We start from the raw sequence: 25,319 nt of genomic DNA, 5'->3' as shown, positions 1-25,319 counted from the left end.
GCATCACCAGCGCCGGGCCAGCACTCCCAGTGCACCCAGCGCGACCGCTCCTGCCGTCGACGTGCGCAACACCTGCGGACCGAGCCGGACGGTACGCGCACCGGCAGCGGTGAACCGTTCGATCTCCTGCGGCGCAACGCCTCCCTCCGGCCCGACGACCAGCACCACCTCCGCTGCGACGGGCCAGTCGACGTCGGTGAGGGCCGCACCGGGCGCGTCTGCGGCTTCGTGCAGCACCAGCGCGAGATCCGCGGCGGCGATCAGCCGCACCACCTCGGCGGTGTCCGCCAGCTCGGCCACCGCCGGAATCCACGGCCGCCTGGCCTGTTTCGCCGACTCGCGGGCGATGGTCCGCCACTTGGCGACCCCCTTGGCGGCTTTGGGACCTTCCCACCGGGCCACGCAGCGCGCTGCCTGCCAGGGCACCACGGCATCGACGCCGGCCTCGGTGAGCAACTCGACCACCAGATCACTGCGCTCCCCCTTCGGCAGCGCCTGCACGACGGTGACCGTGACCGCCGGCCGGGGTTCGGCACGAACCTCGTCCACCCGGGCCACCAGCGACGACTTCTCGACCGACAGCACCACGCCGGATCCCACCGCGCCGGCACCGTCCGTCAGCACGATCCGCTCGCCCACCCTGGTCCGCCGGACGGTCGCGGCGTGCCGTCCTTCCGCGCCGTCCAACAGCAGCTCCCCGACCACCGGCGGCTGCTCCAGCAGGTACCAGGCCTCGCCGGCCATCAGGCCTCGCCAGCCATCAGGCGTTGCCCGCCATCAGTGTCCGACCGCCATCAGTGTCCGACCACCATCAGTGTCCGACCACCATCAGTGTTCGACCACCATCAGTGTCCGACCACCATCAGCGACCCACGAAGGAGTCCCGGAGCCGGGAGAACAGGCTGCTGGACCCGCGGCTGGCCAGCTCCGGCTGTTCCTCACCCCGGAGTTTGGCCAGTTCCCGCAGCAGTTCGGTCTGACGCTGATCGGGCCTGGTCGGCGTGACCACGTCGATGTGCACCATCAGGTTGCCGTTGCCAGAACCACGCAGGCGCGGCATGCCGAGTCCCCGCAGGGTGGTCACGGTCCCGGACTGGGTGCCCGGCTGGATGTCCAGATCGTGCTCGGAATCCAGGGTGTGCAGCTTCATCGAGCTGCCGAGCGCCGCGGTCGTCATCGGCACGTGCACCGTGCAGTGCAGGTCGATGCCGTCCCGGGTGAACAGTTCGTGGGCGATCTCGTGGATCTCGACGTACAGGTCGCCGGGAGCGCCGCCGCCGGGGCCGACCTCGCCCTGACCGGCCATCCGGACCCGCACCCCGTCGCCGACGCCGGCGGGGATGACGGTCCGCACCGTCCGGCGGGAGCGCACCCGACCATCGCCCTGGCACTGCCGGCACGGTTCCGGGATGACCTCACCGAACCCGCGACAGACCGGGCACGGACGGGAGGTGACGACCTGGCCGAGCAGTGAACGCTGTATCTGCTGGATCTCACCGGCCCCATCGCAGGTGTCGCAGGTGACGGGCTGGGTGCCCTCCGCGCAGCCGGTACCCCGGCAGGTGGTGCACAGCGTCGCAGTGTCGACCACCAGATCCTTGGCGACCCCCGCGGCGCACTCCTCCAGGGTGAGCTCGACCCCGATCAGCGCGTCGTCGCCCTGCCGGGTCCTGGATCGCGGTCCACGACCACGACCTGGTCCGGCGCCACCGCCGAAGAAGGCGTCCATGATGTCGCCGAGACCGACACCACCCATGCCGCCCATCCCGCCGAAGGGATCCTGCTGACCCCCGCCCCCGCCGGGCGACAACGGGTCGCCGCCGAGATCGACGATCTGTCGCTTGGCCGGGTCGGAGAGCACCTCGTAGGCGTCCTTGACGTCCTTGAACCGTTGCTGCGCAGCAGCATCAGGGTTCACGTCCGGGTGGAGCTCCCGAGCCAGCTTGCGGTAGTTCCGCTTGATCTCGTCCGCTCCGGCGCCCTTCTGGACGCCGAGCAGCGCGTAGTAGTCCCGTGCCACCTGCTGCACCGATTACCTTCCTGGATTCGTCACGATCGAAAATTACTGCTGTATCCGCACCCGGGACCCGACCGACGCGCCGGGCATCCGGTCATCGCCCGGCGAGGATCTCGCCGACGTACTGGGCCACCGCCCGAACGGTGGCCATGGTTCCTGGGTAGTCCATCCGGGTCGGCCCGACGACAGCGAGTCCACCCATCAGGAACTCCCCGCTGCCGTACCCACCGGCCACCAGCGACGACGAGACCAGGTTGGCATCCCGGTTCTCCTCCCCGATGGAAACGCGCATCGCATCCGGATGTTCCAGCACGGCCAGCAACTGGAGCAACGTCACCTGCTCGTCCAGTGCCTCGAGCACCCCGCGGATGGAGGGCTGGTCGAGGAACGATCGGGTGACGTTGGGGGTTCCGGAGAGCACCAGGCGCTCTTCCGGATGCACCACCAGAGCGGTGAGCAGATCGGCGATCACCTCGCGGCGGAGCACCGAGGATGCGAGCTCCGGGTGTGCGTCCTCCTCCTCGTGCGCTGCGCGCAGTGCTGCTGCCGCTTCGCCGACCTTCTTGCCCGCGACCAGCGCGACCACCCCGGCGGCCAACTCCCGCAGCTCCTCTGCTGTGGCCTCGACACTGCTCTCCAGAATCCGCTGTTCGACGCGACCCGTGTCGGTGATGACGACGGTCAGCACCCGACGGGGAGCCAGCGCCACCAGCTCGACGTGCCGGACGACTGCGCGGGTCAGGGTGGGGTACTGGATCACCGCCACCTGCTGCGTCAGCTGGGCGAGCAGCCTGGCCGACCGGCGGAGCACGTCGTCGAGATCGAGCGCCTCGGACAGGAACGACTGGATCGCACGGCGCTCGCCCGCCGACAGCGGCTTCACCTGGGTGAGCCGGTCGACGAAGAGCCGGTACCCCTTGTCTGTCGGGATGCGACCGGCGGAGGTGTGCGGCTGCGCGATGTAGCCCTCGTCCTCCAGCACTGCCATGTCGCTGCGCACGGTCGCGGAGGAGACTCCGAGCTGGTGACGTTCGACGATGTTCTTGGAACCCACCGGTTCCTGGGTGGCGACGTAGTCGGAGACGATCGCCCGCAGCACCTGGAAGCGGCGATCCTCGGCACTCATCGCTGCACCTCCTGCGCTCGTCTGCGTGTCGTCTGCTCGTCATCCCGCGGATTGCCGGCAGTCCCTCCGGACGGCTGGCACTCTCGGTGTCCGTGTGCCAAGTGTAGTCCGCGTCCGACGCGGCAACCTCGATCCGTCACCCGCGCCCGCTACCCTGCTGGAGCCGATACCTGATGCGAGAGGCTTTTCGAAGATGATCTTCAAGGACGTCCGTGACGGACGCCCCTACCCGGACCACGGGTTGAGCCTGCGGGACTGGGCGAAGATCCCGCCGCGCCAGATCCGCCTCGACGAGCTGATCGCGACCAAACGAGAGCTCCGGTTGGACACTCTCCTCGACGAGGACTCCACGTTCTACGGCGACCTCTTCCCGCATGCCGTGATGTTCCAGGAGAAGGTGTACCTGGAGGACGGCCTGCACCGGGCGCTGCGGGCGGCGCTGCAACAGCGCAACGTCATCCACGTCCGGCTGCTCGATCTCGACGGATTCCGTCCCGGTTCGGGTACCTCCGGCTGACCAGCCGGTTCAGCCGAGCAGTCGCACCGCGAGACCGTCGGCCATCAACCGGCCGCGGAGCGTGAGCCGGAGGGCGCCGGAGCCGAGGGAGGATGGATCGAGCAGACCGTCTTCCACTTCCCGCTGCAGTGCGTCGTCGGTCACGGCGACGGCCGACCTCGGCAGCCCGTCCACCAGCCGCAATCGCAACAGCACGTCCTCGACCTGGCGGGACTCCGCCGAGAGCACCTCCCTGGCGTGCGCGGGGCTCTCACCGCCGACCAGCCGGCCTGCATAGGCGGCCGGGAACTTCACGTTCCACCACCGCACCCCGCCGACGTGGGAGTGGGCACCGGGGCCGATCCCCCACCAGTCGTCACCCTGCCAGTAGGCCAGGTTGTGCCGACAACGTGCCGCGTCGGCAGTGGCCCAGTTCGACACCTCGTACCACCGGAATCCCGCCTGCGACAACTCCTCGTCGACGATCAGGTACCGATCGGCGAGCACGTCGTCATCCGGCATCGGCAGTTCACCGGAACGCACCTGCCGGGCCAACCGGGTCCCGGCCTCGACGATCAGCGCGTAGGCCGACACATGATCCACCCCGGCGTCGATCGCAGTCCGGACGGAGTCGCGGAGGTCGTCGTCACTCTCCCCCGGGGTGCCGTAGATGAGGTCGAGGTTGACGTGCTGCAGGCCGGCGCGCTCCGCCCAGCGCACCACCTGCGCGGGGCGACCTGGTGTGTGCACCCGATCCAGCACTCGCAGCACATGCGGCGCAGCGCTCTGCATGCCCAGCGACAGTCGCGTGAAGCCGCCGGCCGCAATGCCCGCCAGGAACTCCTCGTCGGTGCTCTCGGGATTGGCCTCGGTACTGATCTCGGCGTCGTCGGTGAGCCCGAACTCCTGCCGCACCCGCTCGAGCAGCTCGACCAATGGCGCAGCGCCGATCAGCGACGGCGTGCCGCCGCCGACGAAGACCGTCGACACCTGTCGGGTGTCGCCCAGGGCCCGCAGGGTCGCCCCGGCCAAGGAGATCTCCGCGAGGGCGGCGTGCAGCCAGGCGTCGTACGGTTCGGTGCGACGGATCGGAGCGGGGCCGGGCAGCGCCGGCGTCGGGACGCCGAGCTCGGGCAACGTGTAGGTGTTGAAATCGCAGTAGCCGCAACGGGTCCGACAGAACGGGACGTGCAGATAGATCGACAGGGAGCGCCCCGCCATGCCGACGGCTGCCGAGGACGGCAGGGAGCCGTCCTGCGGGGCAGGATCTCCATCGGGCAGAGCGGAAGGCACCCTGTCAGTCTGTCATCTGTCGGACGGTGTCATCTCCCGGAATGCGCTTCGTGCCGCCCGTGCCGGGTGGCCGTGCCGGCAGCCTCGTCGATGGCCGCGGCCACCTCCGGATCGATCTGCCCGTGACCGGCAGCAGCCGTGCTCACGGACATCGCAGGGGCCGGGGAGCCCTTCTCGATGGTGCTGCCCTCGACGTCGAGGTGCGGGAGCACCCTGGCCAGCCACTTCGGCAGCCACCAGGCAGCCTTGCCCAACACGGACAGCACCGAGGGGATGATGATCATCCGGACGATGAAGGCGTCGGCGAGCACACCGACCGTCAGGGCGAACGCGATCGGTTTGATGATCTCGTTGTTGCTGAACACGAACCCGCCGAACACCGCGGCCATGATGGTCGCCGCAGCGATCACCACCGGAGCAGAACGGCGGAACCCGGCCCGGATCGCCTCGACCGGTTCGGCGCCGTGCGTGTGGGCCTCGTGGATCCGGGACACCAGGAACACCTGGTAGTCCATCGCGAGGCCGAACAGGATGCCGACCACCAGGATCGGCATCAGCGACAGCAACGGCGCGGACTGGGTGACGCCGAACAGCGAACCGAGCCACCCCCACTGGAACACCGCGACAGTGGCGCCGAGGGCGGTGCCGAAGGAGAGCAGGAAGCCGATGGTCGCCGTGACCGGCACCAGGATCGAGCGGAACACCAGCAGCAGCAGGATCAGCGCGAGGCCGACGACGATCGCGAGATATCGGGGCAGGGCCCCGTTGAGGGTGGTCTGCACATCGATGCCGACCGCGGTGGTACCGGTGACCTTGACCTCCACCCCGCTGCCGAAGTCGGTGTCCCGCAACCGGTTCACCAGTTCCGATGTGGCATCGTCGTGAGGTCCCGAGCTGGGGACAACCGCCACCAAGGCAGCCGAGCCGTCCTTGCTGACCGCCTGCGGCTGGGCCTGCAGGACGTCCTGGGAGTTGGTGAGCTGCTGCACCACCGCGCCGGCCGCTGCTTGGGCGTTGCCGGGAGACGTCTGGATCAGCAGCACCAGCGGTGCGCTGATGCCCGGGCCGAACTTCGAGGTCAACACGTCGTACGCCTGACGCTGCTGGCTCGCCGGATCGGAGGTCGAGGAGTCGGGCAGCGCGGTGGTCATGGAGAACAGCGGGACAGAAATGACAGCGGTGACGATGATGCCGATCAGCCCGGTCAGCTTGCCGTGCCGGGTGACCAGGTTGGCCCAACCGGCCTGGAAGCCCCGTTTCTCCCCGTCCTCGACGGTTGCTTCGGCGGGGGCCGGGATGGCCTCCCCCGCCTGCACAGCGGCTCGGTACTTCTTGCGGATCAGCTTGTCGCCGAAGGCCGCGATCACGGCCGGCAGCAGTGTCAGCGCCACCAGCACGGCCAGCACGACGGTGCCGGCAGCGGCCAGGCCCATCTCGCCCATGAACGGGATCCCGACCACTGTCAGGCCGACCAGCGCGATGACGACGGTGAGACCGGCCACCACCACGGCGGAGCCCGCGGTGCCGACGGCGATGCCCACCGCATTGTGCACCGACCGCCCGGCCATCCGTTCGGTGCGGAATCTCGCCATGATGAACAGCGCGTAGTCGATGCCCACTGCCAGGCCGAGCATGACGGCGAGGATGGGCGTGCTGGTCTGCAGGTCCATCACGCCGGTCAGCGCGGTGATGCCGGCGGCACCGATACCGACCCCGATGGCGGCAGTCAGCAGGTTCGCACCGGCGGCCGCGAGAGCGCCGTAGGTCAACATCAGCACCAGGAAGGCGACGACCACACCGCCGACCTCGCCGACACCGAGTACCTCGGGAACCCCCTGGAAGGCGTTGCCGCCGATCTTCACGTCGATGCCGGCGGCCTTGGCCGCGTCGACAGCCTGCTGGACGGCGTCCAGCGACGTCTGCTCGACGTTGCCCTGGGTGGCGGCGAAGGTGACCGTGACGAAGGTGGTGCTCAGGTCCGGCGAGAGGATCGGCAGCTTCGGGTTGGCCAGCGGGTCCTGCACGCTCGCCACGCCGGCAACAGTCTTCAGCGCAGCCACCGTCTTCGCCACCACCCCGGCGTTCACCGGTTCGCGGAACGTGCTGCCGGCGGGCGCCGACATGACGACCTGCGCGGAAGCGCCGGAGATGTTGGCCTGGGGAAACTTTTCACTGACGGTGGTGAGCGCCTGGGAGGACTCGGCCGAGGGGATCGAGAACGACTGCACCGTCGGTCCGGACAGGGTGACCGCGGCCGTGCCGACGCCCACCAGGACGAGCAGCCAGACAATGATGACGCCCGTCTTGTGGCGAGCGACGCCGAGTCCCAGCCGCTGCAGGAGCTGTGCCATCTGTGAATCCTTCCGAGGGAACTGCTGGGGAGAGTGGTCAGTTCCGGTGGTCGAGCGACCCGGCCACGACCTGCGTCGCCAGGTCGGTGAGGAGCGGCGCGAGCTGGTTGCCGAGACCGAGGAACCGTGACTCGGCACCGATCACGGCGCCGCCGGCCACCAGCTGCAGTGCGAGCAACAGCCGCAGCTCCGCCTCCGGTGTCGCGTCCGCACCGGCGATCGCCTCGAGCACCCGTCCGGCGACGGCGCCGGCGCCACCAGTGGCGGCATCGCGATGGTCCAGGTGCTCGACGCTCTTGATCGTGCCCAGCAGATACTGGACGGCGCCCGGGATCCGAATGGCGACGGCGGCGATCTCGCCGAGCAGGACGCTCGTCCGTTGCGGACCGACCGGCGCCTGCTGCATGCGGTGGAGCAGTTCGTCCGCGTGCGTCTCGATCATCGCATCGACGCCGTCGACGATTGCCTGCTTGCTCGCAAAGCGATGCAACAGACCAGTTTTCGAGTATCCGACCGCATCGGCGATCTGCTGGACGGTGGTCCGTTCGATGCCGTGGACGGCGAACAACCCGGCCGAGGTGTCGAGGATGGCGATGTCGATCTCCTCGGGAGTCGACCTGACCTGTGCCACCGCGATCTCCCGTCCGTCGAACGTCCGGCCACAAGTCGGACCAGATTGGTCCCCACCGGACCAGAATGGTCCGCTGCAGTGCGTCCTTCAAGCCGGCGCCGGAGAATGTGAGCCAGATCGCGCCCGCCAGGTATCGTCCGCACGATGCAGCCATCGCCGACCGACCAGGTCGCCACCGCCCTGGTCCGCACCGAGATCGCCGGCGGCGTGGCCACGGTGACACTCGATTCGCCGCGCAACCGCAACGCGCTGTCCAGGTCGATGCGAGCCCAGCTTCTCGCTGCGCTGCAGCAGGTCTCGCACGATGACGCGGTGCGGGTCGTCGTCCTCACCCACGCCGGACCGGCGTTCTGCGCCGGGATGGACCTCAAGGAAACTGCCGTCGAACGGCCGGGGCACGAAGGCGTCCGCGAGGTACCGGCGATCCTGCAGGCGATCAGCGCCTGCCGTACACCGGTGATCGCCGCGCTCGCCGGTCCGGCCAGAGCCGGCGGGGTCGGAATCATGGCGGCAGCCGACATCGTGCTCTGTTCTCCGAACGTCAGCTTCTCCTTCTCGGAGGTGCGGATCGGCGTCATCCCTGCGGTCATCACCGTTCCGGTGCTCGACCGGATGAACGTCGTGGCGGCCCGCGAATACCTGCTCACCGGCGCCGTCTTCGACGCGGATCGGGCTCGCGACACCGGCCTGGTGAACGCCGTCGCCGAGAACGGGACACCCGAGGCGCTGCAGGATCTCGTCGATTCCTACACGGCCGCCCTGTTGCTCGGCGGGCCCACTGCCGTCTCGGGTACCAAACGGATCGTGCGCGCAGGGTACGACGACAGCGATGCCCGGTTCGCCCCGCTGCTGGAGCTGTCCGCCCGTCAGTTCTCCTCCGCCGAGGGACGGGAGGGTGCCAGGGCCTTCGCCGAGAAGCGCCCGGCGTCCTGGGTCGCAGCAGGCAACTGAGCACCGGACCTTGTCGGGCGCCGGGTCAGCGCAGCAGGGCGAAGACGATCGCCAGCACGACCAGCAGTGCCAACGCGATGCTCATCCAGCGCCGGGTGACGGCCGGGAGCGGTTTGCTCACCTAGGAACCTGTGGCTGGACGCCGGGATTCCGGGCGGCCGCGACCAGTGCCGCGTCGGTGGCGGCGTCCCGAGCGGAGTGCCGACGCAGAGCCAGCTCCACCAGTTTGTCGACCCCGCCGGCGACCAGCCAGCACAGCGGCACCAGCACGGCCAGCACGATCGGCACCTGGATCCAGAAGGACTGTCCGGCCAACCACGACTCGACTGCGTCGATGATCGCGCTCGGGAAGGCCACCCGGTCAGCGTAGCCGGGGGCGGCATCGTGGCCAGGCTGCCGCACACTGGAGCGATGCTGGCCGCAGTCTTCGACACCATCCATCAACCGCCCGTCGTCCGCGATGTCCCCGCCCCGATCTGCCCCGCCGACGGCGCGGTGGTCAGGGTCGAGGCCACCGGGGTCTGCCGCTCCGACTGGCACGCCTGGCGCGGACACGATCCCGTTGCGCTGCCGCACATTCCCGGGCACGAGTTCGCCGGCACGATCGCCGAGGTCGGCGCTGGGGTCCGGCACTTCAGGGTCGGGCAGCGGGTGACCGCTCCGTTCGTCTGCGGCTGCGGGCGGTGTCGTTGGTGCCTGGCCGGTGACACCCAGGTGTGTCCCGATCAACGACAACCCGGCTTCACCGACCCCGGATCGTTCGCCGAGTTGGTCCAGATCGTCGCGGCCGACCACAACCTGGTCGCCCTGCCGGACGGGATCTCCGCGGTGGCCGCAGCGAGCCTGGGATGCCGGTTCGCGACCTCGTTCCGGGCCGTCACCGCCCACGGCAGGCTCCGACCCGGCGACTGGCTCGCGGTCCACGGCTGCGGCGGAGCCGGACTTTCGGCGGTGATGATCGCGCGGGCGCTCGGTGCTCGGGTGATCGCGATCGACGTGTCAGCGGGTGCGCTGCAGCGAGCGGGTGCGCTGGGTGCGGAGGCGTTGCTGCACAACGAGTTCGCCACCCCCGAGGAACTGGCGGCCGCAGTGGTGGTAGTGACCGGCGGAGTGGCCGTGTCGATCGACGCGATCGGCCTGCCCGCGGTGGTCATCGCCTCGGTGCTGTCGCTGCAGCGGCGAGGTCGCCACGTACAGGTGGGCCTGCTGCTCGGCGAGCATGCGCGACCGGCCATCCCGATGGACCGGGTGATCAGCTGGGAACTCGAGCTGCTCGGCTCGCACGGCATGGCGGCTCGGGACTACCCGGCCATGCTGGCGATGATCCAGGACGGCAGGCTCGATCCACTGCAACTCGTCGGCCGGACGGCTCCGCTGTCCGGGGCCGGTGCCGCGTTGGCCGCCATGGACGGTCCCGGCCTGCCCGGGATGACGGTGCTACTGCCCTGACCTGGTCCGGGTGCAGGTTGTCGGAGGCCCGGAGCAGACTCGGAGGATGACCACCACTGAGGACGAGATGATCCGTTCGCTGCTGCTCGACGGATTCGCCCGCATCGAGGACCAGGTGGCCTCGGCCACGGACGGACTGGACCCCGACGACGCCCGATGGCGCCCTGACGCCGCTGCGAATCCGATTGGCTGGCTGCTCTGGCACCTCACCCGGGTGATGGACGATCACGTCGCAGAGCTGGCCGGGGTCGAGCAGGCGTGGACCGCCCAGGGGTTCGCCGCCACCCTGGCGCTGCCCTACCCGGTGGCCACGGTGGGATACGGACAGAGCAGCGACGAGGTCGGCGCCTTCCGCGCGGATCCGGCGGAGATCCTCGCCTATCACCGGGCGACCCAGGAGCTGGTCCGCGCACACCTGTCGGACCTCACGGCGTCCGGGCTAGGCCGGATCGTCGACGAGAACTGGGATCCTCCGGTGACCGAAGCGGTGCGCATCATGAGCGTGCTGGGTGACGTGACCGCGCACATCGGTCAGGCCGAATACGTCCTCGGTCTCCTCGAGCGCCGGGCCGGCTGACCGACCGGATCAGCCGTCCCGCAACCGATCCCGACGATCGGACTCGCTGCCGACCCACCGGTCGTCAGCGGCCGGTGACGCCGTCGATCGTCTCGCGCAGCAGGTCCGCATGCCCGGTGTGCCGGGCGTACTCTCCGATCAGGTGGGTGTAGACGGCCTGCAGCGACATCTGCTCGCCGTCCGGACCACCGACCAGGATGCGGTGGTCGTCCGGCAGTGAGGATGCCGCTGCGTCGCCGGCACGCTGCTCCGCGTGCAGCGCCTCCCATGCGTGTGCCGCAGTTGCTGGGGTGCCGCCCTCGAAGTCGTGGTCCTTGCCCAGCGCGCGGTCGTACAACGGTGGGGCGCCGTCCTCGGCGAGTCGCTGCCTGAGCCAGATCCGCTCGACCTTCGCAAGATGCCGCACGATCCCCAGCAGCGAGAGCGTGGTCGACGGTATCGGGCGCAGGGCCAGCTGTTCAGCGGTCAGCCCGGCGCAGATGTTGTCGAGCACCTGGCGGTACCAGCCGAGATAGCCGACCAGGATCCCTCTCGCAGCGCCTACCAGGGGCCCGTCGACAGGTGCCGGAATCGGCGCGGTCCAGTCGGTCCGTTCGTCGCTCATCGATCCACTCTGGCACGCCCGGTGCCGACCGGGCCCACCCGACGGTGATCGAGCGACGGTGTTCGAGCGAAGGTGTTCGAGCGACGGTGTTCGAGCGACGGAGGAGTCGAGAACCCGTCCGCCGCCGGCAACGCCTGCGCACGAGCCGATCGGCACCGCCCGGGGTGCGGTGGGTACGGTTTCGGCATGACCGTTCCCACCGAAGAGATCACCGGCTGCCGCATCGCGCACGATCGTCTGCACGTCACCGTGGGCACGCTGGATCCGGATCGGCTCCAGGCTCCGAGCCTGTTGCCCGACTGGACGATCGGCCACCTGCTGGCTCATCTCGTCGGCAACGGCGAGAGCGTGATCCGTCGCCTGAACGGGGCCATCGACGGCGAGCAGGTGGAGATGTACGTCGGCGGGAGGGAGGGGCGCAACGCCTTCATCGCGGAGTTCTCCGGTGCTCCTCTGGAGGAGTTGACGGATCGACTGCGGCACGTCGACGAGACGATCGACACGCTGCTCGACGGGCTGGATCCGGACATCTGGGACGTCGCCGTACTCTCCCGCGACGACGTCCCCGTCCTGGCCGGCGACCTGCCCTTCCAGCGTTGGCGCGAGGTGGAGATCCACCTCGTCGACCTGGGATTGGGGCACACGCCGGCCGACTGGTCACCCGAGCTCGTCGAGCGGATGCTCCCCGGCCTGATCGGTGACCTGCGTTCCCGGGCCGAGCCGGCTGCCCTTGCCGGCTGGCTCGTGGGTCGCGCGCCGGCCCCCGAGCTCGGCGCCTGGCTCTAGCACCACGAGACACGGGCCGACGGAGACCAAGGACCCAGATCCCGGCGGCACGGTGATCGAGCGACGCGGAACGCGAGATCGCCTGCCCCCAGGTCGCTGATCGAGCGACGCAGCAGTCGAGATCCCGGCGGCACGGTGATCGAGCGACGCAGGAATCGAGATCCCCTGCCCTCAGGTCGCCGATCGAGCGACGCAGCAGTCGAGATCCCGACCGAGCACACCCACCGCTGATCGAGCGACCCAGGAGTCCAGATCCCCTGCCCCAGGTCGCCGATCGAGCGACGCAGGAGTCCAGCTCCCGACCGAGCACACCCGCCCGCTGATCGAGTGAGGCAGCAGTCAAGATCCCGATCGGACCAATCCCGTGCTGCATCCGTCGGCATTGGTCACCTGATCAGAGTATTGATCGCGAACGTGCGTTCGACTACATTGAGAGAACGGGGGTGAGGACATGAACACACAGCAGATGGATCGGCCGGCGAGTGCACTCGAGCGCGAACTGGAGCACATCCTCGGCAGGCCCGTGTGGACCCGGATCGAGTCCTGGGTGCCGTTGCCGCGGGTTCCGCAGAGCGATCCGGCTCCGGACGCGGTGAACGCCTTCCGCCCCTGCACCCCGCGCGCATCGTCCCCCTCGGTCCCGGCCATGCCGGAGGTGCCCGAGGAGCCGGCCCCGCCCTTGCTGGCTGTCCTCGACGACCTCATCACCCGGTTCGAGCAGCTCGCTCCGGCCGAGGGCGCGGCGGAGTCCATCGACCGCATCGCTGCCCTCGAGACGCTGATCCGCTCGGCATCCGGTGCACTTGCCGCCGAGGAGGTCGCCTTCGCCGCACGCCAACGCGCAGATCAACTCGCCGCCGGCGTGAAGGCGCGCGACCTCGGCCGCGGGATCGCCGAGCAGATCGCATTCGCCCGCAAGATCTCGCCCACCTCCGGTGCCCGACATCTGGCCGCCGCCCAGGCGTTGCAAACCCGCCTCCCGCTGACGTGGGCCGAGTTGCGGGCAGGCCGGATCTCGGAGACCCAGGCCAGGATTGCCGTGACCCGCACGAGTCATCTTTCCGACACCGATGCGAACATCGTCGACGCGGCCCTCGCTCCCCGGATGTCCGGCTGGAACGCCGGCGCCACCGAGAAGGCCGTCGACCACGCTGCCTACGCCATCGACCCCCGCGGGAGCGTCGACCGGAAGGCCGCTGCCGAGCAGGATCGACGGGTCTGGGTCCGACCCGCCCCCGACTCGATGGCGATCGTCTCCGCGTTGCTACCGATGGCCCAGGGTGTGGCGGTCTTCGCCAACCTGCGCACGGCTGCCCAGACGATGCACGGCACCGGCGCGGCCGAGGGGCGCGGTCTCGGGCAGGTGATGGCCGACCTGCTGGTCACCAGGTGCACGGGCCAGTCCCGCGCGAGCGCCGTGCCGATGGAGATTCGCGTGACGATGCCGCTGGACTCGTTGCTGGGCAACGGGAATCAACCCGCCTGGGTCGACGACTTCGGACCGGTCGCCGCTCCCCTGGTTCGCGAAGCGTGCGGTGGACCCGGCAGTGAGGCTGGGTGCGGGACGACCGCCCCCGAGGACCCTCGACTGTGGATCCGGCGGCTGTTCACCGATCCGGTGGACGGCACCACGGTGGCGGTCGATCCTCGACGTCGACTGTTCCCTAAGTCGATGGCTCGCCACATCACCGTCCGCGACCGGACCTGCCGGCAGCCCTACTGCGACTCGCCGATCCGGGAGGTCGACCACGTCGTTCCTTTCGCGGACGGCGGACCCACCACCATCGAGAACGGTCAGGGGGTGTGCTTGCGCGGCAACAAGCTGAAGGAGTTGCCGGGCTGGTCGACGAGTCGGCGCAAGGACGGGTCGACCGTCGTCGTCACTCCGACCGGGCACCGCTACATCCGTGAACCGCAAGCCGCTGCGGGTCTTCCCGCGGTCACGCGCCGGGAGTGAGTGCTGTGGCCTGATCCCGCGGGACCACGATCTCCACCTCGAAACCCTGGGCGTTCTCAAGGAAGAGCGCGGTGTGCTGCCTCCCGCCGGCATGTGGGTACCTGTCGGCGAACAGCTCGGACCAACCGTGTGGGACGGCGTCGACCCGGAGGGCATCGAGTTCGTCATGCGATGCGCAGGTGACAGCCAGATGGTTGAGGCCGGCCCGCATGCGGTCATGCCCTCCGGGTTGCACTGCGGATGACTGTTCGAGCACCAGATAGGGGCCTGCTGCGTGCCGCCAGCTGACGCCGCCGGTCCAGCGATCGCCCACCGTCCACCCGAGCGCTCCGAGCAGCCAGCCCCAGCTCACCTCACCGGCCGCGAGATCATCGGTCCACAACTCGATGTGGTGAATCGGGTTGGAGACGGGTCGATCAGCCATTCTGGTAGCCGCTGTGCGCGGTCACCTGCAGGCCGTCCCGGCCGGTGAAGGTGATGAATGCGCCGTCCCGATCGATGGTCACCGGCCCGCTCAGGATCAAGCGCAGCGCGGCCGCGAGTGCGGATCGATTCGGCGGGCAGTCGTGCAGGATCGTGCCATCGGCGACGGGCAACGTGATGCTCGGGAACGAACCAGAGAAGTCGGCGATGTACTGACCGCACCCCACGTCGAACACGAGCCGCTTGCTGCTCAGCGTGAACGACGGCGCGTACCAGAAGGTCCCCTGCTCCAACTCAGGAAGGGGGTGGCTGCCCGCGCCGTCGACGATCTCGTCGATCGTGGTGATTGCCAGGTAGTTGGAGGGCTCCGGATCGGCACCCGCGCTGCTGCCCGGAACCTCGGACAACACCATCGCTGTGCCTCCTTTCGAAATCGTCAGACGGGAGCCGTCCAATGCGAACTTCGTTGCGCCCGAGGCGAATTCACCCAGCCACGCCTCCTGCTGCATCACGCCCTCGGGCATGCACGCCATCGCCGTCCAGGATCCAGAGGTGAAGGTCATCTCGTCGCCGACAATGGTGTACCCGGCTCCGCCCCCGTTGCAGCCGGCGTTCAGCCCGACCTGGTCCAGGCCGAACTGCATCGTCACGCCCTTCCCTGCGAGAGTGCGACCGGTGATCGATTCGACCCGGAAAGTTTTGTCGCGAAACGGGTTCGCGTCCAGTACTTTGCGCACCGTCCGGGCGTCGGGCGCAGGCAGGAACGAGAGATCGGGCGCGGTGACGGTGGGAGCGACGGGGACGTCTGCGCTGAACAGCAGGGTTGATTGGTTGGGGCCCTGGTCCAGGTGGACGGACAGGGTCCGCCCCTGCAGATCCAGGGATGCCGTCTCGGTGCCATAGGACAGGAATCGGGTTCCGCATTCGCTTCGGGACTGGAGGTCGTCGAGTTCCGACTTGAGCAACCGCACCTCGTCGGGCAGCACCGTCACCCCGGCATTCCACGTCTCGCACGGCAGATCGGAACCCCCGGCTGAACGCTCGACGGTGCCGTTGAAGGTCACCGAATCGGTGCCGAACCGGATCCATGCGTCGGGGTCCGCCGGCTGATCGATCCGCAGGTCGTTGTTGATCCGCGCGACAAAATACCACTTCGTACCCCGCAGTGGCGCATCCGTAGCCTGAGCACTCGACTCTGGACTCGATTGCTGCGAGCTCGACGACTGCAAGCTCGACGGAGACCGTGGCCCGGAGGTGGACGTGGACGTGCGGGACGCGGACGGAGCAGTGCTGGACGCGGACGGAGCAGTGCTGGACGCCGGCGGACTCGAGACCGATGGCGACGCGTCCCCTCCTGCGGGTCGTGCGCATCCGGCCAACACCAGCACCGCCACAGCGGCACCCACCGACGTCCTGACCCGAAGTGCTGACCGCATCGCCGTCATCCCCATCTGTGCTCGCCGTGGATGGAACACACCCACCCCGCGGACGAAGCATGGCACCGAATCGGTTGCACGACCTTGGCTGCAGCTACTTCTTGGCTTCTTTGGGGGCAGCGTCGGACGAGAGCGCGACGATGAAGGCCTCCTGGGGTACTTCCACCCGGCCGACCATCTTCATGCGCTTCTTGCCCTCCTTCTGCTTCTCCAGGAGCTTGCGCTTGCGGGTGATGTCGCCGCCGTAGCACTTCGCGAGCACGTCCTTGCGCATCGCACGGATGTTCTCCCGGGCGATCACCCGCGAGCCCACCGCCGCCTGGATCGGCACCTCGAACTGCTGCCGCGGGATGAGCTCACGCAGCTTGACCGTCATCGACGTCCCGTACCCGTAGGCGGAATCGCGGTGCACGATCGCGGAGAACGCATCCACCGGTTCGCCCTGCAGCAAGATGTCGACCTTGACGAGGTCCGCGGCCTGCGTGCCGGACTCCTCGTAGTCGAGCGAGGCATAGCCACGGGTCCGCGACTTGAGCGAGTCGAAGAAGTCGAAGATGATCTCCGCCAACGGCATCGAGTACCGCAGCTCCACCCGACTCTCGGACAGGTAGTCCATCCCGCCGAGGATGCCGCGCCGGCCCTGGCACAGCTCCATGATGACGCCGATGTACTCGCTCGGGCTGATGATGGAGACCTTCACCTTGGGCTCCCGCACCTCGGAGATCTTGCCGCCCGGCCAGTCGCTGGGGTTCGTCACGCTGGTCTCCGAGCCGTCCTCCATCTTCACGTCGTACACGACGGTCGGCGCGGTGGAGATCAGATCGAGCCCGAACTCCCGCTCGAGTCGGTCGCGGGTGATCTCCAGGTGCAGCAGTCCCAGATAGCCGCAGCGATACCCGAAGCCGAGCGCGGTGGAGTTCTCCGGCTCGTAGGTGAGCGCAGCGTCGTTGAGGCGCAGCTTGTCCAGTGCGTCCCGCAGCAGCGGGTAGTCGCTGCCGTCGATCGGGAACAGGCCGGAGTAGACCATCGGCCGCGGATCGCGGTAGCCGCCGAGGCTCTCGGTGGCGGGCTTCACCTGCGAGGTGACGGTGTCGCCGACCTTGGACTGCCGGACGTCCTTGACCCCGGTGATCAGGTAGCCGACCTCGCCGACACCCAATCCCCTGGTGGGCACCGGTTCCGGGGAGATGATGCCGACCTCGAGCAGCTCGTGGGTGGCCCGCGTCGACATCATCTGGATCCGCTCGCGCGGGGTGATGCGGCCATCGACGACGCGGATGTAGGTGATCACGCCGCGATAGATGTCGTACACCGAATCGAAGATCATCGCCCTGGCCGGCGCGTTCGGATCGCCGACCGGCGGCGGGACGTCCCGCACCACCCGGTCCAGCAGCGCGCCGACGCCCGCGCCGGTCTTGCCCGACACCCGCAGCACGTCGTCCGGGGAGCCGCCCAGGATGTGCGCGATCTCCTCTGCATACCGCTCCGGCTGCGCCGCCGGCAGGTCGATCTTGTTCAGCACCGGGATGATCGCGAGGTCGTTCTCCATCGCCAGGTACAGGTTCGCCAGCGTCTGCGCCTCGATACCCTGGGCTGCGTCGACCAGCAGCACCGCACCTTCGCAGGCGGCGAGGGAGCGCGAGACCTCGTAGGTGAAGTCGACGTGCCCGGGGGTGTCGATCAGATGCAGGACGTATTCGCCGGAGATCTGGTCGGTCGGCTCGGCCACCGTGTAGGGCAGCCGCACGTTCTGACTCTTGATGGTGATCCCGCGCTCACGCTCGATGTCCATCCGGTCGAGGTACTGAGCACGCATCGCGCGGCCGTCGACGACACCGGTGAGCTGCAGCATGCGGTCGGCCAGGGTGGACTTGCCGTGATCGATGTGCGCGATGATGCAGAAGTTCCGGATGCGCTCGGGAGGCGTGAAGGTGGTCCGGTGGGCGAGCGACGGGACGCTCGGTCCGGACGACACAGTCGGCTTGGTCAAGATCCTCGGTTCCGTGCTCTGGAGATGGCTCTGGGTGCGGACGGCGACCGATCAGCAGCAGGTCGACCACCCCAGTGTCCCACGGCGCGCCGCTGGCTCCCTCCGACCGGATCCGCCCCCCGTTTCACCTGGCCAGGTCGAGCCGATCCCTCGCGGTGCGTACGAGCCTGGTCGGCGAGGCCGCGGTGACGACCCGGTCGCGGGCGGCGATCCGCCGCTCAGGCGAGGTCCGGCCGATCAGCTTGACGGTCACGACCACGAGCGCGATCGCCGAAATGCACGCACCGACGGCGAGCGAGCCCCGCGGGCCGATCAGCTCGTTCAGTCCGCCGACCAGCGGTCCGCCGACGCATCCACCACCGAGCGAGCCCAGCAGGTAGATGCTCATCACCTTGCCTCGGAGCCCGTCTTCCACGGCCATCTGCACCGTCGAGTTGGCGCTGACGCCGAAACAGATCGCGCAGATCCCCACCGCGACCAACATGATGCTGAACGGCACCAGCCCCGGCACGGCCGCTGCCACCCCCTCGACCACGACGACCAGAGCAGCCAACAACAACAACGACCGCAACCGCAGGGACGAGCGGCGCGCGGCCAGCACGGAGCCGATCACCGACCCGATCGCCATCAGCGAGGTCAGCAGCGCGAGCCCGGTGGCGCCGGAATGGAACTCGTCAGCGGCGAACGAGGTGAGCAACACCGGGAAGTTCACGGTGTAGAGCGCGAACACTGCGGCCAGCACCATCGGCCACCACAGGTGCGGATCGGCCCGCACGATCCGCCAGGCCGTACCCAGCGTCGCGCTCCGGCCTGCCGAACGCACGGTGGGGATGAGCCGGCGTCCGTCCAGCGAGGCCAGGGCAGTGAGGGACACGGCGAAGGTCGCGGCGTTGGCCGCGAAGGACCAGCCGATGCCGACCAATCCGATCAGCACACCGCTCACCGCGGGACCCACCAGCGCGCCGAGTTGGAAGGAGGCCGAGTTGATGCTGATCGCGCTGCGCAGGTACGGCTTGCCAACCACCTCGGTGACGAACGACTGCCGGGTCGGGTTGTCAATGGCGATGGCAGCGCCGAGGACGAGCCCGACGGCGAAGATGTGCCAGGTCCGGATGGTGTCGGTGAGCACCAACAGCGCCAGGGTCACCGCACAGGCCGCCAGCACCGACTGGGTGATCAGCAGGATGCGGCGCTTCGGATAGCGGTCGGCGAGCACACCGCCGTACGGCCCGAGGATCAGCGTCGGCAGGAACTGCAGGGCCGTCACCAGCCCGACAGCGGTGGCACTGCCGGTGAGGGTGAGCACCAGCCAGTCCTGGGCGATGCGCTGGGTCCAGCCACCGATGTTGGCTGTCAACTGACCGATGGTCAGGACGCGGAAGTTGCGGATCCGCAGGGTGTCGGTGAGCGTGATGGGCTTGTCGGTGCTCGCTGGAGCTGTACTCGTTGGAGCTGTGGTCGCAGCGGCGTCGGCTGCGGTGTTGCTGGTCACGGTGGATCATCCCGGTGTCGTGGCTGGAGGAGTGCGTCGATGCAGATCTGTCCCTCCATGATCGCGCACGCTGGCGTCATGTCATGCGACAATCGCCCACATCGCTGCTATTGCGATTCGCAATGAGTGGCCCGGCCTCGAGGAAGCGGATGTCACGATGTACGAACCCGACCAGCTCCAGTCGTTCCTGGCAGTGGCGTCCACCCTCAGCTTCACCCGCGCAGCGGAACAGCTTGCGCTGCAACAGCCGACGATCTCCGGTCACATCCGCAAACTCGAGAAGACAGTCGGGAGAACACTTTTCGTCCGGGATTCCAGGTCGGTACTGCTCACCGCCGACGGTGAGGCGATGATCGGATTCGCCCGCACCATCCTGGCGGCGCAACAGGATGCGGTCGCCTACTTCTCCGGCCCGACCCTGTCGGGTCGGCTCCGGTTCGCCGTCTCGGACGATCTGGCGCTCACCGCGCTGCCGCGCATCCTGCGCGAGTTCCAGCGGCACTATCCGAGGATCCACCTGGAGCTGACCGTCGGTCAGAGCCCACAGATCCACCGCCGGCTGGAGGCAGGTCACCTCGACGTCGCCTTCGTGAAGCACCAGCCGGGTGATCCGGGTGCGGCCATCGTCCGCCGTGATCGCCTGGTCTGGGCCGCAGCGCAGGGCACCCGCCTGGAACCGCAGGCGATCGTGCCGTTGGTGAGCTACCCCGCCCCGTCGATGTCCAGGACCATGGCGATCCGGGCGCTGGAGGCCGAGAGCCGGCCGTACCGCATCACCTGTACCGTGCGGGGTGTCAACGGCGTGCTCGCTGCGGTCAGGGCAGGTCTGGGCGTCGCCGTGTTCGCCAGCTCCCTCGCGCCGGCCGACCTGATCGAGCTGCGCACCGACAGCGGACTGCCCGACCTGCCGGACGTCGACTTCGTCCTGCTGACCGGACCGCGTGCACCCGACGAAGCCGCCAGGGCGTTGTGCACCGCGATCCTGTCGAACGTCCGGTCGATGGCCTGAGTCCTGCCGCCGGCTGGAGGTCACCCGGCACCGGTCGACGATGCGGATCCGTGATGTGACGGACGCAACCTCGGTGGGCTCCGTCCGTCTTTCCGGCATGTCAGAGCGCCCGGATCCGGGCGCCGCATTCTCACCACGGGGGTAGTCATGTACAAGCTCGGAACCAAACTCACGATCATCGCGATCGGCAGCACGCTGCTGACCGGCGCAGCCGTCACATCTGCTGCAGCGCAAGTACTTCCGGCTGGAGTAGCGGCCACCGCGACCTCGCCGATGCCGTCCGCGATGTCGCCCGCATCGATCCCGGACGACCATTCCGACGCAGCCCGCGCAGCATTGCTGCGGACGCTGCCCACCGTCCGGAAAGGCAGCAGCGGCGGGGAGGTCCTCGCGCTGCAGATCGGGCTGCGCAACCAGGGCGCGACCTACCTGCAGGGCACCGGCTACTTCGGTGTGCTGACCACGAAGGCGGTCCGGGAGTTCCAGCAGTCCCGCGGCCTGACCGTCGACGGCGTCGCCGGTCCCCGCACCTGGGACGCCCTGATCCGCCGCGCGACCGGGGCGCCGTACGCGTTGGCGAACCCCCAGCTGCGGCCGGGGCAGGCGTGGGCGCAGGCTTCCCCCGGAGACTGTGTCGACCGCGAACACGGTTACCTGCGCTTCGGGCTCCAGCGGCTCCACGAGCTCACGCAATGGGCACCGGCCCAGGTCGGCAATCCCGTCGTCTACGAGGGCTCCGAGGTCGTCGCGGTCCGCGAGCTGCAGCGGCGGGCCGGCCTCACCCCGTCCGGGATCCTGGGTGCTCGCACCACCAGGGTGATCCTGCTGGTCAGCGCAGTCATCGGCGGCTTCGGCGGTTGATCGGACCGGCGGTTGGGTGGGCGGCCGCCGAGCGGCCGCCCACCCCTGTGCGGCTGCTCCCCCGGCCGCAGCGGCTTGGTCGCGGGTGGCAGGGTGGAGGGATGGCATCCACACTCGCATTCACCGGCGCCCACATCGTCCCGATCGAGGGCGAACCGTTCGACGGAAACCTGGTGGTGACCGACGGCAGGATCAGCGCGCTGGGTCCCGACGTCGCCGTTCCGGACGGCGCCGAGGTGATCGACGCGGCCGGAAAGTGGCTGCTGCCCGGGTTCGTCGACGCCCACACCCACCTCGGCGTGCATGAGGAGGCCGGCGGCTGGGCCGGCCAGGACACCAACGAGATGACGGATCCCAACACGGCCCAGGTGCGGGCACTGGATGCGATCAATCCCGGCGACATCGGCTTCACCGATGCGCTGTCCGGTGGCGTCACCTCCGTCTGCGTGAATCCCGGCTCCGGCAACGTCATCGGCGGCCTGTGCGTCGCCATCCACACGTACGGCCGGACCGTCGACGAGATGGTGCTGCGCTCCCCCGCCGGTCTCAAGTCCGCGTTGGGCGAGAACCCCAAGCGGGTCTACGGCGATCGCAAGCAGATGCCCTCGACCCGCCTCGGTACCGCGGCAGTGCTGCGCAAGGCGTTCGTCGATGCACAGAACTACGCCGCGAAGAAGGCCGCGGCCGAGGAGGCCGGAAAGCCCTTCGAGGCACGGGATCTGCAGCACGAAGCGATCCTGTCGGTGCTCAACGGGGAGATCCCGTGGCGGCAGCACAGCCACCGCGCCGACGACATCGCCACCGCATTGCGGGTGGCCGACGAGTTCGGCTACCAGCTGGTGCTCGATCACGGCACCGAGGCACACCTGCTCGCCGACGTCATCGCCGAGAAGAAGATTCCGGTGCTGATCGGGCCGCTGTTCACCACTCGCTCGAAGTACGAGCTGATCAACCGTTCGATCCGCAACCCCGGGCTGCTCGCCGCCGCCGGGGTGGAGATCTCGATCATCACCGATCACCCGGTGATCCCGATCCACTTCCTGGTGCACCAGGCGACCCTCGCGATCAAGGAGGGCCTCGACCCGGTGATCGCCCTGCGGTCGATCACCATCAACCCGGCCGTCGTGATGGGCGTTGCCGACCAGGTCGGTTCGCTCGAGGTCGGCAAGCTCGGTGACGTGGTGCTGTGGTCCGGCGATCCGTTGGACGTGATGCAGCGCGCCGAGAAGGTCTGGATCAAGGGCAACGAGGTGTTCAGCCACTCCAGCGTCTGAGTTGCGATGCGCTCACTGACGCGGTCGATCGCGGCGTGCTTCCTGCTCGCCCTCGCTGCCTGCTCGTCGACCACCGGCGGAGCTGTCGCACCGAGCTCTGGAGCCGCATCCCCGCCGACGTCGTTGCCCACGTCCCTGTCGGCGACCTTGACCACGTCCCTGTCGGCGACCTTGACCACGTCCCTGTCGGCGACCTTGACCACATCCGTGTCGGCGACCTTGACCACATCCCCGTCCACGTCATCGCCGCCATCGCCGTTCGCGTCTGCAGGTCCGACCTCATCCAGCTCGTCGCCCACCACCACCACGACGTCAACGTCGACGTCAACGTCGGCCCCGGCGGTCCCCACCTCCTCAGCCGGCCAGGTCGCGCTCCCCGAGGTCGGACTCGAGGGGGTGAACGACCCGGCCTGTCGGTCCGCCGAGCCGCCCGTTGTCCTGCTGCACGGCACGTTCGCGACGCCGGCCGGCGACTTCGGCCGTCTGGCGCCCGCTCTGCGCGCGTCGGGGCGGTGCGTCTACGCCGTCCTCTACGGGGCGGCCTTCGGCTACGGCGGAGTCGGCTCGATCACCGACTCGGCGCAGGCGGTCGGGGCGTTCATCGAGCAGGTGCAGACGACGAGCGGGGCCGCCGACGTCGACGTGGTCGCCTTCTCGCAAGGGGCATTGGTGCTGCGGGCCGCTCTGCAAGGCTTCGTACCGACCGGAACCGTGCGGCTGGCACTGCTGCTGGCGCCCGACTACCACGGGACCTCGGTGCCGATCGTCACGAAGGTGCCGGCGGCGCTCTGTCCGTCGTGCGCGGAGCAGGTGCGCGGATCCGCGCTGCTGCGGTCGTTGGATGCCGGGGGCGAACTGGCACCGGGGGTGCGCTACGCGAGCCTGCTGCTCGACGACGACGCCTGGGTCCAGCCCTTGGCCGACCAGAGTCCTCGTGGGCCGGCCGACCGGGTGCGGGCCCAGCTGCTGCAGGACGTCTGTCCCGACGTGCAGGTCCAACACAGCGTGTTGCCCTCCGCACCCGCCGCGGTGGCGTGGACGATGGCGGCGCTGGAGAGCGACGGGCGACCGACAGGCCGGTTCGCCTGCCGGTGAGGTCACGAGTTGGGCACAGCCGCCGACGCTGCTAAAGTCGGAGGTCGTTGTGCATGTGTACGCCCACCCACTGTGGTGGCGTCACCGCCGGACTCGTTCCAGGATCCGGTCAGCACGCAGTACGACCAGATCACTCCACTGAAGAAATGAAGGCAATCGCCCGTGGCCAACATCAAGTCGCAGATCAAGCGGATCCGCACCAACGAGCTCGCCCGTCAGCGCAACAAGGCTGTCCGGAGCGGCCTGAAGACGTCGGTCCGCAAGGTCCGCACCGCCATCGAGTCCGGTGACAAGGACGTGGCCGCCACCGCGCTGGCCGTCGCCAACCGTGACCTCGACAAGGCCGCCTCCCGGGGCGTCATCCACGCCAACCAGGCTGCGAACCGCAAGTCGTCGTTGGCCTCGCAGGTCGCCGCACTCTGATTCCAGTGCCATCCGGCGGTATCACCCTCACCGGTGGTACCGCCTTTCGGCGTTCCCGGGGTCGGCCCGGGTGTCAACCCTCCGGACCGATCAGCGCATCGCCCGTGCCTCGACCAGCTGCGTGACGGCGCGTTCCAGTGCGTACTCCACGTCGACTGCCACGCCCTTGACGTCAGCGTTCAGTGCGGACACCGCGGCGACCGCCTTCACCATCCCCGGCGCGCTCCAGCCACGCACGGCACGCTGGGCCTTCTCGATCTTCCACGGCGGCATGCCCAGTTCGCCGGCCAGCGTGTAGCTGCTGCCGCGAGCCCCGGCGACCTTTGCCAAAGTGCGGATGCCGTCGGCCAGCGCGTCTGCGATCAGCACTGCTGGGACTCCGGTGATGAACGCCCAGCGCAACGATTCCAGCGCCTCCGGCAGCTCACCGGCGATCGTCCGGTCGGCGATCGCGAAACCGCTCACCTCGGCCTTCCCCCGGTAGTAGCGGGCCACCGCAGACTCGTCGACCAGCCCACCGGTGTCCGCCACCAACTGGTTGGCCGCCGAGGCCAACTCGCGCAGATCGGCGCCGACCGCCTCCACCAGGGCGGCGGCGGCCTCGGCGGTGGTGGTGCCCCCGGCCGATTTGATCTCGCGCCGCACGAATCCGACCCGATCTCCCGGTTTGACCTTCTCGCACTCGAACACCGCGGCCTTCGCTGCTCGCAAGGCATCGACCAGGTTCTTGTTGCGCGCTCCCCCGCCGTGCTGCACGACCAGGGTCACCCCCTCCACCGGGTCGCGCAGGTAGCCGATGAGCTCCGTGACGAGATCCTTGACGGCTTCGTGCGCGCCGCGGACCACCACCGCACGGGGCTCGGCGAAGAGGCTGGGCGCGACCATGTCGGCGAAGTCGGCAGTCGTCAGCCCGGCTGCCGACGCCTCACGTCGCTCGACGTCGGGATTCTGCTTGCGCAGCGCGGTCAGCGTGCGGGAGACAGCGCGATCGACGAGCAGTGCCTCGTCCCCGGAGATCAGGACGAACGGCGGGACAGTCGGGTCGGGCATCCGCCCATCGTGCCAGGCAGCACCGACG

The 25,319-nt window shown here is 69.0% G+C and carries 24 protein-coding genes; 11 read left to right on the top strand and 13 right to left on the bottom strand.

Annotated elements, in window-relative coordinates:
• Positions 1-3 precede the first annotated feature (3 nt).
• From ABLG96_RS07585 to hrcA, 3 genes are all read right to left on the bottom strand, one after another.
• Positions 4-744 carry a 16S rRNA (uracil(1498)-N(3))-methyltransferase gene (locus tag ABLG96_RS07585; protein ID WP_353650758.1) on the bottom strand — a complete coding sequence of 247 codons (741 nt, stop codon included), beginning with the start codon at positions 742-744 and terminating at the stop codon, positions 4-6.
• Positions 745-862: 118 nt separating this feature from the next.
• Complete coding sequence (dnaJ, locus tag ABLG96_RS07580; protein WP_353651422.1) at positions 863-2,020, bottom strand: molecular chaperone DnaJ; 1,158 nt, start codon at positions 2,018-2,020, stop codon at positions 863-865.
• A gap of 91 nt (positions 2,021-2,111) precedes the next feature.
• Complete coding sequence (gene hrcA / locus ABLG96_RS07575; RefSeq protein WP_353650757.1) at positions 2,112-3,143, bottom strand: heat-inducible transcriptional repressor HrcA; 1,032 nt, start codon at positions 3,141-3,143, stop codon at positions 2,112-2,114.
• Between the two features lie 193 nt (positions 3,144-3,336).
• Between hrcA and ABLG96_RS07570 the strand changes: the two genes are divergently transcribed.
• Positions 3,337-3,660 (top strand): type II toxin-antitoxin system VapB family antitoxin, encoded by a 324-nt coding sequence (locus tag ABLG96_RS07570; RefSeq protein ID WP_353650756.1) that lies wholly within the window; start codon positions 3,337-3,339, stop codon positions 3,658-3,660.
• A 9-nt stretch (positions 3,661-3,669) separates the two neighbouring features.
• Here ABLG96_RS07570 and hemW read toward each other — a convergent pair whose 3' ends face one another.
• Genes hemW through ABLG96_RS07555 form a run of 3 tightly spaced genes read right to left on the bottom strand, consistent with a single transcriptional unit; the run spans position 3,670 to position 7,914 of the window.
• Positions 3,670-4,932 (bottom strand): radical SAM family heme chaperone HemW, encoded by a 1,263-nt coding sequence (gene hemW, locus ABLG96_RS07565; RefSeq protein WP_353650755.1) that lies wholly within the window; start codon positions 4,930-4,932, stop codon positions 3,670-3,672.
• Between the two features lie 29 nt (positions 4,933-4,961).
• Positions 4,962-7,283, bottom strand: a complete 2,322-nt coding sequence (locus ABLG96_RS07560) for an MMPL family transporter (RefSeq protein ID WP_353650754.1) — start codon at positions 7,281-7,283, stop codon at positions 4,962-4,964.
• Positions 7,284-7,320: 37 nt separating this feature from the next.
• The gene (locus ABLG96_RS07555; protein WP_353650753.1) at positions 7,321-7,914 is read right to left on the bottom strand and encodes a TetR/AcrR family transcriptional regulator; all 594 of its coding nucleotides are present in this window, start codon (positions 7,912-7,914) and stop codon (positions 7,321-7,323) included.
• Between the two features lie 144 nt (positions 7,915-8,058).
• Here ABLG96_RS07555 and ABLG96_RS07550 point away from each other — a divergent pair, with 144 nt between their 5' ends.
• A complete protein-coding gene (locus tag ABLG96_RS07550; RefSeq protein WP_353650752.1) occupies positions 8,059-8,865 on the top strand; it encodes an enoyl-CoA hydratase-related protein in 807 nt (268 codons plus the stop codon).
• Between the two features lie 117 nt (positions 8,866-8,982).
• Here the strand turns inward: ABLG96_RS07550 and ABLG96_RS07545 are convergent, their stop codons facing one another.
• On the bottom strand, positions 8,983-9,222 hold the full coding sequence (locus ABLG96_RS07545) for a hypothetical protein (RefSeq protein ID WP_353650751.1): 240 nt from the start codon (positions 9,220-9,222) through the stop codon (positions 8,983-8,985).
• Positions 9,223-9,276: 54 nt separating this feature from the next.
• Between ABLG96_RS07545 and ABLG96_RS07540 the strand changes: the two genes are divergently transcribed.
• The gene (locus ABLG96_RS07540; RefSeq protein ID WP_353650750.1) at positions 9,277-10,314 is read left to right on the top strand and encodes a zinc-dependent alcohol dehydrogenase family protein; all 1,038 of its coding nucleotides are present in this window, start codon (positions 9,277-9,279) and stop codon (positions 10,312-10,314) included.
• Positions 10,315-10,360: 46 nt separating this feature from the next.
• Positions 10,361-10,891, top strand: coding sequence for a DinB family protein (locus ABLG96_RS07535; RefSeq protein ID WP_353650749.1), 531 nt, complete (start codon positions 10,361-10,363; stop codon positions 10,889-10,891).
• 64 nt (positions 10,892-10,955) lie between these two features.
• On the opposite strand, the gene ABLG96_RS07530 is transcribed toward ABLG96_RS07535, so the two are convergent.
• Positions 10,956-11,495: a DinB family protein gene (locus ABLG96_RS07530; protein ID WP_353650748.1), complete on the bottom strand. Its 540-nt coding sequence runs from the start codon at positions 11,493-11,495 to the stop codon at positions 10,956-10,958.
• A gap of 186 nt (positions 11,496-11,681) precedes the next feature.
• Here ABLG96_RS07530 and ABLG96_RS07525 point away from each other — a divergent pair, with 186 nt between their 5' ends.
• The gene (locus ABLG96_RS07525) at positions 11,682-12,281 is read left to right on the top strand and encodes a maleylpyruvate isomerase family mycothiol-dependent enzyme (protein WP_353650747.1); all 600 of its coding nucleotides are present in this window, start codon (positions 11,682-11,684) and stop codon (positions 12,279-12,281) included.
• 451 nt (positions 12,282-12,732) lie between these two features.
• The gene (locus ABLG96_RS07520) at positions 12,733-14,238 is read left to right on the top strand and encodes a DUF222 domain-containing protein (RefSeq protein ID WP_353650746.1); all 1,506 of its coding nucleotides are present in this window, start codon (positions 12,733-12,735) and stop codon (positions 14,236-14,238) included.
• Here the strand turns inward: ABLG96_RS07520 and ABLG96_RS07515 are convergent.
• From ABLG96_RS07515 to ABLG96_RS07500, 4 genes are all read right to left on the bottom strand, one after another.
• A complete protein-coding gene (locus tag ABLG96_RS07515) occupies positions 14,222-14,662 on the bottom strand; it encodes a VOC family protein (protein WP_353650745.1) in 441 nt (146 codons plus the stop codon). The genes ABLG96_RS07520 and ABLG96_RS07515 overlap by 17 nt on opposite strands.
• A complete protein-coding gene (locus ABLG96_RS07510) occupies positions 14,655-15,653 on the bottom strand; it encodes an META domain-containing protein (protein WP_353650744.1) in 999 nt (332 codons plus the stop codon). The genes ABLG96_RS07515 and ABLG96_RS07510 overlap by 8 nt, the downstream gene beginning before the upstream one ends.
• 538 nt (positions 15,654-16,191) lie before the next feature.
• Positions 16,192-18,072, bottom strand: coding sequence for a translation elongation factor 4 (gene lepA / locus ABLG96_RS07505; protein WP_353651421.1), 1,881 nt, complete (start codon positions 18,070-18,072; stop codon positions 16,192-16,194).
• Between the two features lie 139 nt (positions 18,073-18,211).
• Positions 18,212-19,579, bottom strand: coding sequence for an MFS transporter (locus ABLG96_RS07500; RefSeq protein ID WP_353650743.1), 1,368 nt, complete (start codon positions 19,577-19,579; stop codon positions 18,212-18,214).
• Between the two features lie 157 nt (positions 19,580-19,736).
• Here ABLG96_RS07500 and ABLG96_RS07495 point away from each other — a divergent pair, with 157 nt between their 5' ends.
• The 5 genes from ABLG96_RS07495 (at position 19,737) to rpsT (ending at position 24,241) form a co-directional block, all read left to right on the top strand.
• Positions 19,737-20,588, top strand: coding sequence for a LysR substrate-binding domain-containing protein (locus ABLG96_RS07495; protein ID WP_353650742.1), 852 nt, complete (start codon positions 19,737-19,739; stop codon positions 20,586-20,588).
• 147 nt (positions 20,589-20,735) lie between these two features.
• A complete protein-coding gene (locus ABLG96_RS07490; protein ID WP_353650741.1) occupies positions 20,736-21,449 on the top strand; it encodes a peptidoglycan-binding domain-containing protein in 714 nt (237 codons plus the stop codon).
• Between the two features lie 101 nt (positions 21,450-21,550).
• Positions 21,551-22,723: an amidohydrolase gene (locus ABLG96_RS07485; RefSeq protein ID WP_353650740.1), complete on the top strand. Its 1,173-nt coding sequence runs from the start codon at positions 21,551-21,553 to the stop codon at positions 22,721-22,723.
• A gap of 396 nt (positions 22,724-23,119) precedes the next feature.
• Positions 23,120-23,818 (top strand): hypothetical protein, encoded by a 699-nt coding sequence (locus tag ABLG96_RS07480; RefSeq protein ID WP_353650739.1) that lies wholly within the window; start codon positions 23,120-23,122, stop codon positions 23,816-23,818.
• 162 nt (positions 23,819-23,980) lie between these two features.
• On the top strand, positions 23,981-24,241 hold the full coding sequence (gene rpsT / locus ABLG96_RS07475) for a 30S ribosomal protein S20 (RefSeq protein ID WP_353650738.1): 261 nt from the start codon (positions 23,981-23,983) through the stop codon (positions 24,239-24,241).
• A gap of 90 nt (positions 24,242-24,331) precedes the next feature.
• On the opposite strand, the gene holA is transcribed toward rpsT, so the two are convergent.
• Positions 24,332-25,291 carry a DNA polymerase III subunit delta gene (gene holA / locus ABLG96_RS07470; RefSeq protein WP_353650737.1) on the bottom strand — a complete coding sequence of 320 codons (960 nt, stop codon included), beginning with the start codon at positions 25,289-25,291 and terminating at the stop codon, positions 24,332-24,334.
• Positions 25,292-25,319 lie beyond the last annotated feature (28 nt).

The organism is Nakamurella sp. A5-74 (assembly GCF_040438885.1).
Lineage (GTDB): Bacteria > Actinomycetota > Actinomycetes > Mycobacteriales > Nakamurellaceae > Nakamurella.
This window is presented reverse-complemented; position numbering and strand designations above follow the sequence as displayed.

Bases quoted from the DNA above. Each gene is read 5' to 3' on its own strand.
- ABLG96_RS07585 (WP_353650758.1), bottom strand. From the start codon at position 744: ATGGCCGGCGAGGCCTGGTACCTGCTGGAGCAGCCGCCGGTGGTCGGG.
- hrcA (WP_353650757.1), bottom strand. From the start codon at position 3,143: ATGAGTGCCGAGGATCGCCGCTTCCAGGTGCTGCGGGCGATCGTCTCC.
- ABLG96_RS07570 (WP_353650756.1), top strand. From the start codon at position 3,337: ATGATCTTCAAGGACGTCCGTGACGGACGCCCCTACCCGGACCACGGG.
- ABLG96_RS07560 (WP_353650754.1), bottom strand. From the start codon at position 7,283: ATGGCACAGCTCCTGCAGCGGCTGGGACTCGGCGTCGCTCGCCACAAG.
- ABLG96_RS07550 (WP_353650752.1), top strand. From the start codon at position 8,059: ATGCAGCCATCGCCGACCGACCAGGTCGCCACCGCCCTGGTCCGCACC.
- ABLG96_RS07540 (WP_353650750.1), top strand. From the start codon at position 9,277: ATGCTGGCCGCAGTCTTCGACACCATCCATCAACCGCCCGTCGTCCGC.
- ABLG96_RS07535 (WP_353650749.1), top strand. From the start codon at position 10,361: ATGACCACCACTGAGGACGAGATGATCCGTTCGCTGCTGCTCGACGGA.
- ABLG96_RS07530 (WP_353650748.1), bottom strand. From the start codon at position 11,495: ATGAGCGACGAACGGACCGACTGGACCGCGCCGATTCCGGCACCTGTC.
- ABLG96_RS07525 (WP_353650747.1), top strand. From the start codon at position 11,682: ATGACCGTTCCCACCGAAGAGATCACCGGCTGCCGCATCGCGCACGAT.
- ABLG96_RS07520 (WP_353650746.1), top strand. From the start codon at position 12,733: ATGAACACACAGCAGATGGATCGGCCGGCGAGTGCACTCGAGCGCGAA.
- ABLG96_RS07515 (WP_353650745.1), bottom strand. From the start codon at position 14,662: ATGGCTGATCGACCCGTCTCCAACCCGATTCACCACATCGAGTTGTGG.
- ABLG96_RS07495 (WP_353650742.1), top strand. From the start codon at position 19,737: ATGTACGAACCCGACCAGCTCCAGTCGTTCCTGGCAGTGGCGTCCACC.
- ABLG96_RS07490 (WP_353650741.1), top strand. From the start codon at position 20,736: ATGTACAAGCTCGGAACCAAACTCACGATCATCGCGATCGGCAGCACG.
- ABLG96_RS07485 (WP_353650740.1), top strand. From the start codon at position 21,551: ATGGCATCCACACTCGCATTCACCGGCGCCCACATCGTCCCGATCGAG.
- holA (WP_353650737.1), bottom strand. From the start codon at position 25,291: ATGCCCGACCCGACTGTCCCGCCGTTCGTCCTGATCTCCGGGGACGAG.